Origin of the sequence: Spiroplasma ixodetis, from assembly GCF_040369795.1 — a bacterium.
GTDB classification, from domain to species: domain Bacteria; phylum Bacillota_I; class Bacilli_A; order Mycoplasmatales; family VBWQ01; genus Spiroplasma_E; species Spiroplasma_E ixodetis_B.
The window spans coordinates 1,300,878-1,317,643 of the sequence record NZ_AP028955.1; the positions used below are offsets into that span (position 1 = coordinate 1,300,878).

Annotated in this window: 21 protein-coding genes and 1 pseudogene; 12 read left to right on the top strand and 10 right to left on the bottom strand. The window is 23.9% G+C overall.

Annotation, left to right across the window (positions count from 1 at the left end):
- The first annotated feature begins 23 nt into the window (after window positions 1-23).
- Together ABWV63_RS09170 and ABWV63_RS09175 are read left to right on the top strand one after the other, a co-directional pair.
- Window positions 24-254 (top strand): hypothetical protein, encoded by a 231-nt coding sequence (locus ABWV63_RS09170; RefSeq protein WP_353306111.1) that lies wholly within the window; start codon window positions 24-26, stop codon window positions 252-254.
- Window positions 255-521: 267 nt separating this feature from the next.
- On the top strand, window positions 522-758 hold the full coding sequence (locus ABWV63_RS09175) for a transposase (protein WP_353307235.1): 237 nt from the start codon (window positions 522-524) through the stop codon (window positions 756-758).
- On the opposite strand, the gene ABWV63_RS09180 is transcribed toward ABWV63_RS09175, so the two are convergent.
- Window positions 680-1,027 carry an IS630 transposase-related protein gene (locus tag ABWV63_RS09180; RefSeq protein WP_353306112.1) on the bottom strand — a complete coding sequence of 116 codons (348 nt, stop codon included), beginning with the start codon at window positions 1,025-1,027 and terminating at the stop codon, window positions 680-682. The genes ABWV63_RS09175 and ABWV63_RS09180 overlap by 79 nt on opposite strands.
- A 166-nt stretch (window positions 1,028-1,193) precedes the next feature.
- Window positions 1,194-1,847 (bottom strand): PGDYG domain-containing protein, encoded by a 654-nt coding sequence (locus ABWV63_RS09185; protein ID WP_353306113.1) that lies wholly within the window; start codon window positions 1,845-1,847, stop codon window positions 1,194-1,196.
- A gap of 346 nt (window positions 1,848-2,193) precedes the next feature.
- On the opposite strand from ABWV63_RS09185, the gene ABWV63_RS09190 reads away from it, so the two are divergent.
- From ABWV63_RS09190 to ABWV63_RS09215, 6 genes are all read left to right on the top strand, one after another.
- Window positions 2,194-2,685 (top strand): NAD(P)H-binding protein, encoded by a 492-nt coding sequence (locus ABWV63_RS09190; RefSeq protein WP_353306114.1) that lies wholly within the window; start codon window positions 2,194-2,196, stop codon window positions 2,683-2,685.
- 186 nt (window positions 2,686-2,871) lie between these two features.
- A complete protein-coding gene (locus tag ABWV63_RS09195; protein WP_353306115.1) occupies window positions 2,872-3,096 on the top strand; it encodes an aldo/keto reductase in 225 nt (74 codons plus the stop codon).
- An 84-nt stretch (window positions 3,097-3,180) separates the two neighbouring features.
- Entirely contained in the window at window positions 3,181-3,747 is a 567-nt protein-coding gene (locus ABWV63_RS09200; protein ID WP_353306116.1) for an aldo/keto reductase, read from the top strand.
- A 24-nt stretch (window positions 3,748-3,771) separates the two neighbouring features.
- A complete protein-coding gene (locus tag ABWV63_RS09205; RefSeq protein WP_353306117.1) occupies window positions 3,772-6,429 on the top strand; it encodes a cation-translocating P-type ATPase in 2,658 nt (885 codons plus the stop codon).
- Between the two features lie 203 nt (window positions 6,430-6,632).
- The gene (locus ABWV63_RS09210) at window positions 6,633-6,821 is read left to right on the top strand and encodes a hypothetical protein (RefSeq protein ID WP_353306118.1); all 189 of its coding nucleotides are present in this window, start codon (window positions 6,633-6,635) and stop codon (window positions 6,819-6,821) included.
- Between the two features lie 14 nt (window positions 6,822-6,835).
- A complete protein-coding gene (locus tag ABWV63_RS09215) occupies window positions 6,836-7,198 on the top strand; it encodes a hypothetical protein (protein ID WP_353306119.1) in 363 nt (120 codons plus the stop codon).
- A 114-nt stretch (window positions 7,199-7,312) separates the two neighbouring features.
- Here the strand turns inward: ABWV63_RS09215 and ABWV63_RS09220 are convergent.
- A pseudogene (locus ABWV63_RS09220) lies at window positions 7,313-8,397 on the bottom strand (IS3 family transposase).
- A gap of 215 nt (window positions 8,398-8,612) precedes the next feature.
- Here ABWV63_RS09220 and ABWV63_RS09225 point away from each other — a divergent pair.
- Window positions 8,613-8,834 carry a transposase gene (locus tag ABWV63_RS09225; protein ID WP_353307236.1) on the top strand — a complete coding sequence of 74 codons (222 nt, stop codon included), beginning with the start codon at window positions 8,613-8,615 and terminating at the stop codon, window positions 8,832-8,834.
- Here ABWV63_RS09225 and ABWV63_RS09230 read toward each other — a convergent pair.
- From ABWV63_RS09230 to ABWV63_RS09250, 5 genes are all read right to left on the bottom strand, one after another.
- The gene (locus tag ABWV63_RS09230; protein WP_353306120.1) at window positions 8,796-8,981 is read right to left on the bottom strand and encodes a hypothetical protein; all 186 of its coding nucleotides are present in this window, start codon (window positions 8,979-8,981) and stop codon (window positions 8,796-8,798) included. The two genes, ABWV63_RS09225 and ABWV63_RS09230, sit on opposite strands and share 39 nt — an antisense overlap.
- A 60-nt stretch (window positions 8,982-9,041) precedes the next feature.
- Window positions 9,042-9,164, bottom strand: coding sequence for a hypothetical protein (locus ABWV63_RS09235; protein ID WP_353306121.1), 123 nt, complete (start codon window positions 9,162-9,164; stop codon window positions 9,042-9,044).
- Between the two features lie 198 nt (window positions 9,165-9,362).
- A complete protein-coding gene (locus ABWV63_RS09240) occupies window positions 9,363-10,820 on the bottom strand; it encodes an FAD-dependent oxidoreductase (RefSeq protein ID WP_353306122.1) in 1,458 nt (485 codons plus the stop codon).
- Between the two features lie 61 nt (window positions 10,821-10,881).
- On the bottom strand, window positions 10,882-11,760 hold the full coding sequence (locus ABWV63_RS09245; RefSeq protein ID WP_353306123.1) for an alpha/beta fold hydrolase: 879 nt from the start codon (window positions 11,758-11,760) through the stop codon (window positions 10,882-10,884).
- Window positions 11,761-11,925: 165 nt separating this feature from the next.
- A complete protein-coding gene (locus tag ABWV63_RS09250; protein WP_353307237.1) occupies window positions 11,926-12,222 on the bottom strand; it encodes an HU family DNA-binding protein in 297 nt (98 codons plus the stop codon).
- A gap of 327 nt (window positions 12,223-12,549) precedes the next feature.
- Here ABWV63_RS09250 and ABWV63_RS09255 point away from each other — a divergent pair, with 327 nt between their 5' ends.
- From ABWV63_RS09255 to ABWV63_RS09265, 3 genes are all read left to right on the top strand, one after another.
- On the top strand, window positions 12,550-14,673 hold the full coding sequence (locus ABWV63_RS09255; RefSeq protein WP_353306124.1) for a hypothetical protein: 2,124 nt from the start codon (window positions 12,550-12,552) through the stop codon (window positions 14,671-14,673).
- Between the two features lie 126 nt (window positions 14,674-14,799).
- The gene (locus ABWV63_RS09260; protein ID WP_353306125.1) at window positions 14,800-15,174 is read left to right on the top strand and encodes a hypothetical protein; all 375 of its coding nucleotides are present in this window, start codon (window positions 14,800-14,802) and stop codon (window positions 15,172-15,174) included.
- A 173-nt stretch (window positions 15,175-15,347) separates the two neighbouring features.
- Window positions 15,348-15,725 (top strand): transposase, encoded by a 378-nt coding sequence (locus ABWV63_RS09265; protein WP_353306126.1) that lies wholly within the window; start codon window positions 15,348-15,350, stop codon window positions 15,723-15,725.
- Window positions 15,726-15,907: 182 nt separating this feature from the next.
- On the opposite strand, the gene ABWV63_RS09270 is transcribed toward ABWV63_RS09265, so the two are convergent.
- Together ABWV63_RS09270 and ABWV63_RS09275 are read right to left on the bottom strand one after the other, a co-directional pair.
- Window positions 15,908-16,168, bottom strand: a complete 261-nt coding sequence (locus ABWV63_RS09270; protein WP_353305623.1) for a transposase family protein — start codon at window positions 16,166-16,168, stop codon at window positions 15,908-15,910.
- A 154-nt stretch (window positions 16,169-16,322) separates the two neighbouring features.
- Entirely contained in the window at window positions 16,323-16,553 is a 231-nt protein-coding gene (locus ABWV63_RS09275; protein WP_353306111.1) for a hypothetical protein, read from the bottom strand.
- Between the last annotated feature and the right edge of the window lie 213 nt (window positions 16,554-16,766).

Consider the following 16,766-nt stretch of genomic DNA (forward strand, 5'->3'; position numbering starts at 1 on the left):
AATAATATTATACTTTTTTCCAAATGAGTATTAAATATAAAATGAGTGCATCAAGTTGTTTTCGAAATATTACTTGAGTAGAAAATAAACTTAGTGATGACAAAGATTATCAGTTTTTAAAAACAAAATATAAATCAAAAATTGAGAAAAAACAAGAAGATTTAAATGAATTTCAATTTTATTTAATTGATTCAACTGAAATTAAAATTGAAAGACCAACTAAAAAAACTACAGTTAGAATATTTTTCTGGTAAAAGTTGAATGTTTTCTATAAAATTTCAAATTATATATGACTTTTTTAATAAAAAAATTGTTGCTATTTTTGCTGATAATGGAAAAGTACATGATTTTCAAATATTAAAAAATTAAAATCTTGAATTTTCAGAAAAAACAATAATTATTGGTGATTTGGGATATCAAGGAATACAAAATATTTATAAAAATACTATATTACCAATTAAAAAAAATGATAAATAAAAAATATAATAATTCCAGTATTAAAGCGTGGACAAATTATAGTTTTAGATAATGCAACGTTTCATAAATCTAAATTAACACAACAATTAATTGAAAATGCTGGATGCAAACCATTATTTCTTACACCATATTCTCCTAATTTAAATCCAATTGAACATTTTTGATTTGCTATAAAACATAATATAAGAAAAATATTACCAAATTATTGACCAAATATTAAAAAATCTTCTTGTTTATTTTTATCTCTTTGTTCATATAAAAAAGTTTTTTTATATGTATAATTTTGTTTTTTGAAATAGTTATAAACTGTTTCTTTAGTCATATCACCAAATTTTTCAATTACTTTTTGAACCGTAACATCTTTATTTTGCGCTAAATAATTTTTTAATTCATCTAAATCCTTTATTTTGTGGCTATGTCCTTTTTGATAATTCAAAATTGGTTTTATATGCCCAGTTTCTTTTTTTCTTTTTCTTCATAAGAATAAAGTCTTTCTAGTAATATTGAACACTTTACAAATTTCTTTAATTTTCATGTTTTTTACTTTCATAGGCTTCTATTACTTTTCTTCGTAAGTCTTCACTGTATGGTTTTGGCATAATTTAATCTTCCTAATCTATTTTAAATATTGCTGAATTGTACTTTTAAATTCAAAAACTGTTTAAATTACATATTATTATTTTACATTATTTATGAGTAAACATTACTTTAGTTAGTTATAAAGGGATAAAAGCCTTATTAATTTCATTAACATTAAATCTTGTTTCACTATTTGAAATTACATCTTGAGTTTCTAAATTATCATTATTATTTGTTAATTTAAGTAAATTTTGAAATTGTTCTTCAAGTTCTGTTTTAGATTGACTAATTAAATAAGTATTTTCAAACACTGATTTTTTGTAAGGATATCAATATCCATCTTTATCTCAAATTAAAACATCTTCTTTAGTATATTTTACTTCTTTTTTAGTACCATTCGGACCTCAAGGTAGTGATAATTCTCTGCTTTTATTATCTTTATTAAGATTAACTATTTTTATTTTAGAATCGGGATTTGCTCAAGCTTCCCCCTTACTTATATTATTAATAACCGGAATATAAGTATTTTTAAATTTTTTTTGGTTAACAACTCAATGTTCGCCAATAACTCCTGTAATAATATAATCACCGCGATGACAAGTTACTGTTACTTTTTCTAACTTTTCAATTTCTAATTGGTTATTATCTTGATGTAATTGAAATTCATATTTTACAGTAGGATTTTTAATACAAAATGTAACATTTGAATTTTCTGTATTTTCTTTAAATAACATATTTTCTCCTTCATCTTTTTGTTTTTTGAATAAAGACTTTATTTTAAAAATAAACATATAGTAAATTTTAAATTTCAATATTTATCTTTATTTTTTTTAAAATAATTTAATAAAATTAAAAAAACTAATATAGATAAAAATTTCTATATTAGTAATTAACATTTAATAAATTATTATTAATAATATCATTTTTTTATCTTTTTTAAAAATATTTTTGTAATTAAATTATTATATATAATTGTAAAATTATAAGTAAAATTAGCAATATTATAAATTAAAATCATAATTTTATGATTTACTAACACCCAAACTAATACCTAATATAAGGTGTACTTATGTTATAATTAATATAATATATTGTTGACTCTTCGTTAAAATTAAGTTTGAAAAAGGAGTACTAACTATGAAAATTGGAATTATTGGAGCATCAGGAAAATCAGGACTTGCCTTAACTAAAGAAGCTTTAAAACAGGGATATCAAGTTGTTGCCATTACTAGAAATCCTATTAAAATGACAATTATTAATAATGATAATCGATTGACCATTAAAAAAGCTGATCTTACTAATAAAAGTAGTATTAAAGCGGTTGTTAATGATGTTGATATTTTAATTAGTGCTTACGGCCCTACTATTGATAATCCCCAAAATATTAATCAGCAAGTTGCTAAAAACTTAATTACTATCATGCATGAATGTCAAAATATTAAAAGGTTATTAATTGTTGGTGGTGCTGGTAGTTTGTTAAATGATAAGAATGAAATATTAGTAGAAACAATTGCGTTTCCTGAAGCATGAAAAGAGCATGCACAACAACAAGTTCAAACATTAGTTACTTATCGTAGCAGTGCCATTAATTGAACATATTTTAGCCCTTCTTTATACTATGACCCATAATTACCAACTTTAGGCAAATTTAAAATTGGTAACAATCACTTAATTGTTAATAAAGAAGGAAAAAGTGAAATTAGTTATGGTGATGCTGCAATTGCTATTATTAATGAGATTAAAGAACAAAAATTTATTAAAAAACGTTTTACAGCGGGTTATAATTAATATTTTGTTTGAAAGGATATTAGAAAAATGGTAAAACTTACAAAAGAACAAATTTTACAAAAAACGATAACTTTAAATAATGGTGTCAAAATTCCTCAATTTGGATTAGGTACATATTTAATGGTTGATAGTAAATCTATTTATAATTCAGTAATTTGTGCTTTGCAAAATGGTTATCGTCATATTGATACTGCAGAATATTATAAAAACGAGGAGATAATTGGTAATGTAATTAAAGATTTTTTAGCATAAAATCCAGAAGTTAAAAGGGAAGATTTATTTATTACTTCTAAAATTTGAAATGACAATGATGAATATGAACTTACTAAAGATGCTTTGCGTGGTATCCTGACTCGTTTAAAACTAGATTATTTAGATTTATGTTTAATTCATTGACCAACTAAACAAAGTTTTGAATGTTGAAGAGTCTTAGAAGAATTTTATGAATATGGTAAAGTTAGGGCAATTGGTGTTTCAAATTTTAATAGTTCACAATTGAAAGTTTTTTTTAAAAAAATAAAAATAAAACCAGCAATTAATCAAATTGAAACACATCCTGGTTTTAATCAAAAAAACACAATAGATTTTTGTTACGAGAATAATATTGCTGTTACTTCATTAAGAACAATGCTAGGTGGTAGAGCAGATGAAATACCATTATTACAAGAATTAGCAAATAAATACAAGGTTACTGCTAGCCACATTGCTTTAAGATGAACTTGACAATTGGGTCAAGTAGTTATTCATAAATGAAATAATCCAGAGCGAATTATTAGTAATCCCGATATTGGGAGTTTTCAACTAACAGAAGAAGAGATGTTAAAAATTCAAAAATTACCACAAACTGCTTTAGGGCCACAATTTAATGATAAAAAATTTTGAAAAGGAATTATGATGGATTAAATTTAAAAAGGGGGTTAAATAATTGTGATTTGAAATGATTCAACTAAGGAATTAGCAAAAAAATTAAATACTAATTTTGTTACAGGTTTAACTGAAGAAGCCGCAGCTCAATTGTTAATAGAAACAGGGCCTAATCAATTACCAGTTACGAAAAAAAAACCAATTTGAAAAATAGTTTTAGCACATTTTATTGAACCATTTGTTTTAGTATTAATTGCATTAGCAATTATTGCTACTGTTATTGGTCAATGACAAGAAGCATTAGTTGTTTTTTTAATTGTAATTGTTGATGCTACTTTGGCTACTTATCAAGAAGTAAAAGTTGCAGCTTCTTTGGACTCTTTAAAGAAATTAGTTTCTTCACAAGCAGTAGTCATTCGTAATGGTAATAAATACGATATTGATGCTAAAGATTTAGTGGTAGGTGATTTGGTTTATTTAGATGCAGGAATGTTTTTACCTGCTGATCTGCGTATTATTCAGTCTTATAATTTACGTACTAATGAATCACTTTTAACTGGTGAATCAACCTTAATTAGTAAAACTACTGAAGCATTAACTGAAGAAAAATTATCAATTGGTGAAAGAACTAATCTTGCTTTTATGTCTACTTCTATTGCTACAGGTAGTGGTCTTGGTTTAGTTTATGCAACAGCAAAAAATTCTGAAATTGGAAAAATAACTAAGTTATTACAAGAAGAAAAAGAACCTAAATCACCATTAACGCGACAAATGTCTTTTTTAATTAGAATAATTTCGGTTTTTGCTTTATTATTAGGTTTAGCTATGTTTTTATTACAATTTTTCTTAATTAAAGTACCTGCTATTAATGCTTTAATTTTTGGAATCGCTTTAACAATAGCAGTAATACCTGAAGGTTTGCAAGTTATTGTTACCGTTTCATTATCACTGGGAAGTTCAAGAATGGCAAAAAAACATGCTATTGTTAAACATTTACCTGCTGTTGAAACATTAGGTCAAGTTGATATTATTTGTTCTGATAAAACCGGAACTTTAACACAAAATAAAATGACTGTTAAAAAATATTATTTAACAAAATCAGTTAATGATAGTAATGACTTTAAAAAGAAAACTAAGCAAGAACAACTATTTTTAGATTGTTTAGTATTATGTAATAATAGTGAAGTTAGTAAAAATAAAACTATTGGTGATCCAACGGAAGCAGCGCTTATTAATTGATCAGAAACATTAAATTTTCCAACAAAGGCACTTAGTGATAAACATACTCGAGTTCATGAAATACCTTTTGATTCCAATCGTAAATTAATGTCAATAATTAATGAATATGATAAAGAAAATTATGTTTTTGTTAAAGGTGCGGTTGATAATATGATTAATATTTGTACTCATGCGCTTATTAATAACGAAAGGGTAGTATTAACTGCACAAATTAAAAAAGAAATAATTGCAAGTATGGAAGAAATGTCAAATTCAGCATTACGTGTTTTGGGAGCAAGTTATAAAACTGTTAATAATACGAAAGATTATAGTAATATTAGTGAAATTGAAAGTAATTTAACTTTTTTAGGATTAGTTGGAATGATTGATCCACCAAGAAACGAAGTTAAAGATTCTTTAATTAAAACTAAAAAAGCAGGTATTGATACAATTATGATTACTGGTGATCATTTAAATACTGCTGTTGCTATTGGTCAAGAATTAGGTTTGATTGAAAATAAAACACAAGCACTTAGTGGTAATACTATTGATGATATTCCAGAAGAATCATTTAATGCTAATATTAATCAATATCGAGTTTTTGCTCGTGTTTCTCCTGAACATAAAGTTAAGATTGTTAAAGCATTACAGAGTCATAATAAGATTGTTTCGATGACTGGTGATGGTGTTAATGATGCTCCTAGTTTAAAAGCGGCAGATATTGGAGTAGCGATGGGTATTACTGGAACCGATGTTGCTAAAGAATCTTCACAAATAGTATTAACTGATGATAATTTCGCTACTATTGTTGATGCTATTGAAGAAGGACGCAATATTTACAGTAAAATTAAAAGAATTGTTATTTTTATTTTAATTACTAATATGGCCCAAGTATTTTCAATTGTTATTGGTGCTATTTTTGGATGAAATGAATTATTGCGACCAATTCAAATTTTATGAATTAATTTAATTGTTGAATCTGTTATTGCAATTCCAATGTCAATGGGACATAATAACCCTGATTTAATGCTTAGAATACCAACAAAACGGAATGATAGAATTCTTACTGGTAGTTGAGGATTTATTGGTATTGTTAGTATAATATTAAGTACCTTATTACTATTAGCTTTTCATTTTTTACCTCAAATTTTACGTGAAAATAATAGTGAAGGTTTTGTTTTTGTTATAATGACTAATGCCCCTGTTTTTTATGCATTTTCTTTTGTTTCAGGTGCTAATACAAGTATTTTTAATAAGATTACTTGAAAAAATAAATATATTTGAGTTGCGGCGATTAGTGCTTTTGCTATTAATACTTTTATTATTTTTACACCTGTTGTTAGCAATGCTTTTGGTATTGGTGCTGGTTTTCGGGCAGTTGATTGATTACTTTGTATTGCTTTATCAACAATACCAATGTGATTATTAGAAGTGTATAAAGGAATTAGACTTTTAGTTAATAAATTAATTAAAAAAGAACAAAATAAAGTAAAAGTTAAATAATATAGAATGGAAAATTAATAATGAGAATTATTCCGTATTAATTATTTAGTTATACACCAGATATGAGTTTAACTGCATTGCGCAAAGAACTACTAACGTATGATCATTGTTTAAATAAAAAAAATACAAATATGGCGATGCAACCATTTTTAGACTTGGAACGTAACTATTTTAATTTACTTTTATGTAATTGAGAATTAGAAATGAAAAAACGAAATCATTATGTTAATTCATTATTTAAATGTTATACTAAATACAATGATTTTGAATTTGTTGCAACTCCTGATTTTTTAATGGAAATTATCCCCGCATGTACTAGTGTGGAGGAAAAAATGAATTGAAATGAATTCACTATATATTTCAAAATGAAAAAGATTGTTTGAAATATATAGTGAATTTGAAAGTAATGAAATGTATCAGGTGTGCTTCTTCTAGTTTGAATGTTTCTGATTTGAGAAGAATAAGATGTTTGAAATGTCATCAAACATTTAGTATTATTCATGACACCATTTTTCACAAGTCACAAACACCTTTGACATCTTGGTTTTATCTCATCTTTAGATGAATAAACACAAAGCATGGTATACCATCAACAGATGTTGCAAGGGAATTGGGTGTGACATATAAAACAGATTGAATAATGGGTCATGAAATCAGAACTAGAATTTGGAATCAAGATGTAGGGTTCGTTGATGATGGCACAGCACAGATGGATGAAATGTATCTTTCACATGTAGGTTTTAAAAAAAGGAAGATTCTTGTTGAATAAAACCTTGATTGTTGGAGTTTATGAGAAAACCAGCAACAAACTAATTGTGAAATTATTGAAAAAAGCAGATGAGAAAAACCTTTTATGATTTGCATTGTGGAATGGCAACCTTTTTTAGGACTGTTTTTTGGTAGACATTTGTGCTTGGTGTTTTATGGGGGTTAAGTAGTTTAGAGTGCTGTGGATTCTTATGTTGTTGTATCAATTGATATAATCAAATAATTCTAATTTTAATTGGATTAATGATGTAAAATTTTTATCATTAATAAATTCTGTTTTGAAAGTTTTGAAAGTTGCTTCAGCAACAGCGTTATCATAAGGACAACCTTTTTTGCTTAAAGAGCGGGTAATATTGAAGGCTAATAAAAGTTTATCAATATTTTTATTATTAAATTCATTACCGCGATCGCTATGAAATATTTGAATATTTTTTAAACAACGATTTGAACGCATAAATGTTTGATATACTAATGACGCATCTTTTTTATTACCTAAACTATGTCCAATAATTTCGCGATTGTACAGGCCGATTAATAAGCAAATATAGTTTCATTTACCATTAACTTGAACATAAGTTAAATCACTAACAATAACTTCATTTTTAAGCCTATTATTAAAGTCTCTATTAACAAGATTAGTAATTTGACTATCATTGACTTTATTATGATAATTTTTGTATGATAATTTAGTGTATTTTGATATTAAATTATGTTTATTCATAATTTTTTTAATTTTTCGTCTTGATAAATTAATTTTCTTTTCTTTTAGAACAACTTTTAATCTTGTTGTTCCATAAGCTTCTTTATTTTCTTTAAAAGAACTAATAACAGCTTCATCATACATATTATTTTTAATTTTATCTTCTTTTTTCTTGAAATTAAAATAATATGTTGATTTAGAGATTTTTAAAAAACGACACATTGTACGAATTTTATATTTAACTTTATTTTTAGTAATAATTTCTATTTTCTGCCTATTATTAGTGCTGCTTGCTTTAAAATATCATTTTCCATTCTTAATTGTTTTAATTATTTTCTTAATTTAATTAATTAATTTTCTTCAACAGAACGGTTATCTTTGGTTTTAAAACTGCCTGAATTAGTAAATTGCTTAATTCAATTATAAGTAGTTGCTCTTGTAACAGTGTACTATTTAGCAAGACAAGACACTGACTTACCAGTTTGATATAAAGCTACTATTTATTTTTTAAATTCATCTGAATATGAGTTAATATTGGCCATAATTATAATTCCTTTCTTTTAACTAATTTGTTCAATTGTCTACGTAATTAGTGTCCAATAAAGTGTAACCCATCCAAATCGGTTCACTAAATAAAGGTAAATTAAAAGCCCTATGAGCATTTGAAGGACATTGCAACAGTAAAATTTTTGAATCATATGTAAAAAATATACTAATCCCAGTATTAAAGCGTGGACAAATTATAGTTTTAGATAATGCAACGTTTCATAAATCTAAATTAACACAACAATTAATTGAAAATACTGGATGCAAACTATTATTTCTTCCACCATATTCTCCTAATTTAAATCAAATTGAACATTTTTGATTTGATATAAAACATAATATAAGAAAAATATTACCAAATTATTGACCAAATATTAAAAGCAATTCCTAGTCCAAAGGCAATAGTAAAAGCAATAGCCACATTTATTAATAAAATAGTAATACCAACTCCTGAAACTTTAGTTATTGTTTTTGAGTTACTATTTTTTTTACTAGTAATTCTAGCGATAGCTAAAAATAATAACGGAATAGTTAACATAGTAATACCAATAATAAAAATAGTTTTTAATAATTCAATTCAGTGTACAATTTCTGCAACTTAGGGTATATAGTCAGGATTGGGTTTTATTGGTGTTCCAGGTAAGTTAGGATAAGTAATGTTATGACTATTAAAACCAGTAATAGCCTGGATAGTAATACCAAAAATTAGTCCTAATCCCATTCCAGTAAAAATACGAATTGGAAATTTAGGTTTAGTTTTTTTAATAAAAATAGAAAGTGCTAGGATAATACTAAAAAAGACAATTATCCCGATTAGACTTTGTCAGTGTGAAATACCAACAAAGTCTCTTAATAAGTTAATATTGTCATTACTAAGAGTTGTAATAGTTGCTACCTCATTCTTTTTATTTTTTATAGGTTATGACGATGTTATTTTTCTGCTTGATATATGAATAATATCACTAGTACGAGCAAAAGGAGGTGAATAAACTAAATCTAAATTTTGTAAATCACGGATGTCCATTTTATTTCAAATGGCAGTAGCAAGAGCATTAATTCTTAATGTGGCATGATTATAGCCTGCCATTTGTGCTGCCAGTAATTGGAAATTTGTTTTATCATAAAATAGTTTCAAGTATAAAGGACGAGATTGTTTTAAGTATCTTGGTAGAACATAATCTTTAATATAAACACTACCAATTTTATTTTTATCAATCGTATCAAAACTACCAGTTTTTGTTATTTCTAAATTACCAACACGTAAAATACTTGATCCTAAAGTTCCTGGATATTTATGTTCTGGGTTTTTAATATTATCAGCAATAATACGCGCCATTTTATTAGCATTAGTTGCCAAGGGAACATATATTGATGATTTATCAAATTGACTATATATTTGTGCGCAATCACCACCAATATACATATTTGAAAACTTTTTTGTAAAATTTTCTTTAGAAGGAATTTGACATAATTCGTTAATAATAATTGCTTTATTTTTATTTAATTCAATGTTGCTATTTTGTAAAAAATTCGTATTTGGTTCAAAACCAACTGCTAGTATTACTAAGTCACAAGGTATTGTTTTTCCATTTTCATTATCACTTACACTTCTTAAACGCAAATCATTAACATTATTATGAGTCATCATTAGTTCTTCAACTTGATAGTTTAGTAAAATAGTGGCATCGTTTTTTGATTTAGTTTTATGATTAATATTTTTTTTGGTTAGTTCATAATAAATTAATTGGCTAAATTGTTTATCAACAATGTCTGCCATTAATCGATCTTTCATTTCGACGATTGTGACATCTTTTTTTTGTTTTAAGCATGCTTCTACCATTTCCATGCCAATGAATCCACCGCCAATAATAACTATTTTTTTAGCATTTTTCATTGCTTTTTTTAGATTTATGGCATCTTCTTTAGTAAAAACATTATAAACATTATGTGGCAAAATACCATGACTAAAAGGTGACGGAATTTTTGGTTTGGCTCCTGTTGCGATAACTAAGGCATGATAAGATACAACTTTTGCTTTAGTTTTATCATTTGTTGTTTTTTTGACATGAATTTCTTGTTTTGCTGTATCGAATTTAATAACATTTTGATTTAAATTAATTTTATTTTTATTTTTATTATTAGTTTTTTCTGAAAAATCTTTTTTTGTACGATCATTTAAAAGTTTTTTATCTTTAAATTCATTATCAATATAATAAGGAATACCACAAGCACCAATTGAAATATAGTTTTTTTCTTGATAAACATGGATATCAAAATTTTTATCACTATTTTTTTCACTACGTAATAATTTACTCGCAACTCCCATCCCAGTCGCGCCAGCACCAATAATAATAACTTTAATTTTCATTTTTATCATCGCTTTACTCTCATTAATTAAAATATATATTTAATAAATATATCAATTAATAGTGTTTATCTTAAGTATTGATTCATTTTTGAACAAATTCTAAAGTAGTGTCACTAATACCTTTATCATTTACTAAATTATATTCATTAACAACTGTGTGGTCTAAATCACCAATTAAAAAACTTTGACCGTGGTTAGCATCAAGGATAGTGTATAATGAACTTTTTTTTGGTATTTCATATCGAATTTTTTCTTGAAATAATTCGTTAGCATTAGTGTAGTTAATAAAGTGATCATTTTGACCATGAAGAAATAATATTGGCATATCAGGTATTAGTTTTAAATATTTAATTGGTTGTATTTCTTGTAAACCATCGACACCAAATGTTTTTTGTGCTTTTTTACGACTTAATTTCAGCATTAAATTAGTAGGTAAGAAAGCATAATTGTATAGTTTTTCACTATACGTACGATCTAAGCGACTAAATGTACAATCAGAAATAATGAATTTTACTTTTTGATTAATTTTATGTTTTGCATATAAATTGCTTCACATTACTACTGTTGCACCACCTAATGAAAAACCATATAATCCTAAAGCAGTAGTTTCTTGTTTATATGTTTTACAACAGTATTCAATAATGTCTTGTAAATCTTGTGATTCTTTTAAACCAAAAGTTGTTGGTGATGCATCACTTTCACCATGGTTACGAGCATCATATCAAATAACGTTGTAGCCAGCACGTAAAAAAATGAAAGCTTGTTTAAATATTCAAAATCTTGTATTAGTTATTCCGTGTAATAAAATTATTGTTTTATTATTATTTTCATTTTTAAGGGGACTTTTTAAAAGATTACCATATAATGTTAAATTGTCAATTGATGTTTTAATTGAAAAAGGAATTATATTTTCATGTTTTTCTAGGTATTCTCAATATTCAAAATACATTGGCCATTTTGCTAATTCAATTTTAACTTTCGGTTGAAATTGAGAATTATATTGCAAGCATGCTTTAAACATTTCAATTGAATTTATATTAACTTTTTGTCTTAATTTTATTCTATTAATACTACTTTGTTTCATTAGTTTTCCTCACATTTTAGGTCATACACTTTAATAGTCGATGTTATTTAATATTGTTGGTTTTGGTTTACAACGAATATATTTCTTGTATTTTTTATAAGGTATAAATTTAATATATTTGTATTCGCTAACTACGTGTTGTCCATTATTTTTACTATTTAGTCGTAAACATGGTTTTAATTTTTTGATTTTAAAAGTACCAAAATTAGGAATAGTAATTACTCTACCTAGCTGATTAATATTTTTAATTCCTTCAATTACACAATTAAAAACTATTTCAATATCTTGAATATTAAATTTAGTTTTATCTGATACTCTTGCAATTAATTATTTTGCGTTCATAAAAATCAACCCTATCTGTTTGCTAATATCCTTCTAATATTATTTTATATTATTTTATTTATAAAATGTAATCTATAAAGTTTTCGTACTTTGCTTATTAATAATTTTATATATAAAAGACATTTTACATATTTAATTTGAATAATTTTAACATTAAAAATAATAAGAATCAAAGATAAAAATTTCTTTATTATATTCAATAGTATAAGTAAGTATATTCCTTAACTATAATTATAATTTCTATAAAATGTAATTACAAAAATAAAAGTGTTTGGCCATTGCTTTAGTTTTAAAGCAAGTGGTTTTTTATTTTTGAAAGAAAAGAAAGAGAGGTTTAAAATTATTCTAGAGATAGCGACAACAAATATTTCAATATTTGATATTGAAAATAAGATTAGAAAATTTAAAGAAAATTTAGAAATTTTTAAAAAAGAATTCACATTTTTCATAAATGAAAGTGTTGAGGAACAACGTAATTATAAACAAAGATATCAAAATATTTTATCAGAAGAAGAATTAGAAAATAGTAAATATGAAAAGGATTTATCTTATAAAGAAGATGATTTAAAAAACTTAAAAAGTAATATTGAAGATTTAACAAAAAGTAGGGCTAATAATCAACTTAGAAATAAAACATTGAATGAAAAAATAGCAAAAGAACAAAAAGAATTAAAAAAAATAAGAAAAGAAATTAAAGCTTTGCAAAAAGATAAAGAAGAGTTTAAAGAAAAAAGCACAAAGATAGATAAAGATACTTTTCAAGAAACTCAAAAAAATATTGAAGATTTCCAAGCTACTATGAGAACAAAAATAAAATATGTTGAAGTAGTATCAGCTTTAATTGAAGTTAATTCAAGTGATGCAAACATACAAAAGCATTGAGATGCATTATGAATTGATTATAATAATAAAGTTAAAAACGCAAAAGAAAGAGTTCATATTTTAGAAACAGAAATTTCAAATTGAAAAAAAGAAATTTCAGAAAATGAAATTAGTATTAAAAGCCAAGAAAAAGAAATAATAGTATTAACGCAAGAACAATTAAAGTTAGAAATTGATATAAAAAAAATTAAAGATAAAATTGAAAAAAATATAAAAGAAATAAGGGATAAATTAAGTGAAATTAATAATAAAATGAATAGTTGTTTTACTGAAAATAAATTGAATATAACCAAAAAGAGTAATGATATTATTAATTTATTTAATGAATTTAAAACTTTTCATGAAAAAATAAAAGAAGATTTTAAGTTTTTCATTACAATAAAAGAACAAGTAGATAAATTTTTAGGTGAATATTTTTTTATTAAAAACTCTAAAATTGAAAATTCTATATCAATAGTTGCTGATTATGATGCTGCACTTAAAATTATTATCAATAATTTCACTACTTTTTTTGGAGAAAATAAATATGGTGAACTTTTAAAAAGTATAAAACAGTTTAATAACTATAAAGAAAGTAATGCTCAACAAGAATTACAACCATCAACTTCTAGTGATATCACTATTGATATCAATAATGAAAATAATGGTAAATGCAAATTATTTGATTTTGAAGAATTAAAATTAGAATCAGGATCAATAGTGAAAATGACTCTTAATTATTATAATTTTTTACAAGAATATAAAGGTCCATATTCTTATCTAATTTTTATTAAAGATGATAGTTTAAATGAAGGGAAGAATCAAAAAATAGCAAAAAACCTTTATTTTAATCCATTACTATTATTTGAAGATTGTAATGAAGAAGAACAAATAATTTTTAAAAAATTACAAAATAAAATGGCAAAAAACAGTAAAAAGAATTTTCTTTTTAATGAAAACAAAAAATTTGCTTTATTATGTACTAATGAAAATGATAGTTCACAAAATCTTTTGTTTTTAATTGATTTTACAACATTAATTAAAATTCCTAAAAAGTTTATTCCATTAATGTATGATTATCAAAAAAAATATAATTTAAATAAAAAAATATGTAAAAAAATAGTTAATAATTTTGAACAAAAAAATAAAAAAGATTATAAATTTATGTTTATAAAAGTTAGAGTACAAAATAATAATATTAAAAATTATTTTAAAAATTTAGATTTATTATATGAAAAAATTTATCAACAAAAAGATCAATTACAAGAGTTAAAACATTTATTTTTTGAATTTAATGAATTTCTTGATTTAAATAAAAAACAGCAAAATATAAAAATAAGTGATTATGAATCTCAACAAACTAGTGAATTTCTTAAAGAAAATGATTTTGTATATAAAATGGTAAAAGAAATATCTAAAATATTAGATATAACATTAAATTCAATAAATTCAGATTGTTTGATAGGGAATTCTAATAATGTATTACAAATAGCAGATGTTGAATCAATAAACCAAGAAGTATCAGTTGGTCTAGTACTTTCTGAACAAAAGATAGCATTTACAAATAATATATAATCAAAAGTTGTAAACTTATAAATAATGCATATTTTCCAGATAATTAAATTATCTGGAATTTAAAATTAATAAGGAAAGAAATTTAATAAGGAAATTATCCCCACATGTACTAGTGTCGAGGAAAAAATGAATTGAAATGAATTCAATAGCATATTTCAAAATGAAAACGATTGTTTGAAATATATAGCGAAGTTAAAAGTAATGAAATGTATCAGGTGTGCTTCTTCTAGTTTGAATGTTTCTGATTTGAGAAGAATAAGATGTTTGAAATGTCATCAAATATTTAGTATTCTTCATGACACCATTTTTCACAAGTCACAAACACCTTTGACATCTTGGTTTTATCTCATCTTTAGATGAATAAACACAAAGCATGGTATACCATCAACAGATGTTGCAAGGGAATTGGGTGTGACATATAAAAAAGCTTGAAGAATGGGTCATGAAATCAGAACTAGAATTTGGAATCAAGATGCAGGGTTCATTAGACATATTCCGTAAATAAATTTAATCAATTGTCAATAATAATATTTATAAATTTTTTAGTGTTAATAATTATAGAAGTTAATATTTTTTTTAAGGTAATGTTTAGTAATCTGTGTAACTTACAAAAATAACTATGTTTAATTAATTCTAGTAAATAAAATTAAATAAATAGAAAGAGTGAGTTACTTATGTCTAAAAAACAAAATATTAATAATAATGATCCAATATCAAAAGCAGTAGATTTATTATTAGAAAATAATGAAGATTTAACAACAGTTTTTAAAGAGGGAGGTTTATATAAAGAATTAACAAAAAGATTAGTTGAAAAAATGTTGAATTCTGAAATGCAAAATTATTTAGGATATGAAAAAAATCAACATAGTAATAGTGATAATGCTCGTAATGGTATAAATTCAAAAAAATTAATAACTCAACAAGGTAAAATTGAGATTAATGTACCACGAGATCGTAATAGTAATTTTGAGCCAGTAATAGTTGCAAAAAGACAAAGAAGATTTTATGGTTTTGATCAACAAGTTCTTTCATTAGACATATTCCGTAAATAAATTTAATCAATTGTCAATAATAATATTTATAAATTTTTTAGTGTTAATAATTATAGAAGTTAATATTTTTAAAAAAATACTTTAAAAATAAATTTATATTTCAAACACAAAAATTGTTAATATTGTTTTTATATTAACTTGATAAAAATTTAAATTTTTAAAAAAATATTAAAAATATTTTTTTATTTTAATGGTTTTGTTTTATTAAAAATTTCACAAAGTAAGTTAAATCTTAAGTACATAAGTCTAAATATACTTTTTCTACATTTATTTATTAAAATTTTGAATCTTTTTAATCAAGCAAAAACATGTTCAACTTTAATTCTAATTTTTGAAATAATTTTATTGTAGATTTTTTCTTGTTTAGTTAATTTTTTATTTTTAGTTTTTTTAATTGGTAATATAGTATTTTTATAAATATTTTGTATTCCTTGATATCCCAAATCACCAATAATTATTGTTTTTTCTGAAAATTCAAGATTTTAATTTTTTAATATTTGAAAATCATGTACTTTTCCATTATCAGCAAAAATAGCAACAATTTTTTTATTAAAAAAGTCATATATAATTTGAAATTTTATAGAAAACATTCAACTTTTACCAGAAAAATATTCTAACTGTAGTTTTTTTAGTTGGTCTTTCAATTTTAATTTCAGTTGAATCAATTAAATAAAATTGAAATTCATTTAAATCTTCTTGTTTTTTCTCAATTTTTGATTTATATTTTGTTTTTAAAAACTGATAATCTTTGTCATCACTAAGTTTATTTTCTACTCAAGTAATATTTCGAAAACAACTTGATGCACTCATTTTATATTTAATACTCATTTGGAAAAAAGTATAATATTATTTTCAGTAGACATATTCCGTAAATAAATTTAATCAATTGTCAATAATAATATTTATAAATTTTTTAGTGTTAATAATTATAGAAGTTAATATTTTTAAAAAAATACTTTAAAAATAAATTTATATTTCAAACACAAAAATTGTTAATATTATTTTTATATTAACTTGATAAAAATTTAAATTTTTAAAAAA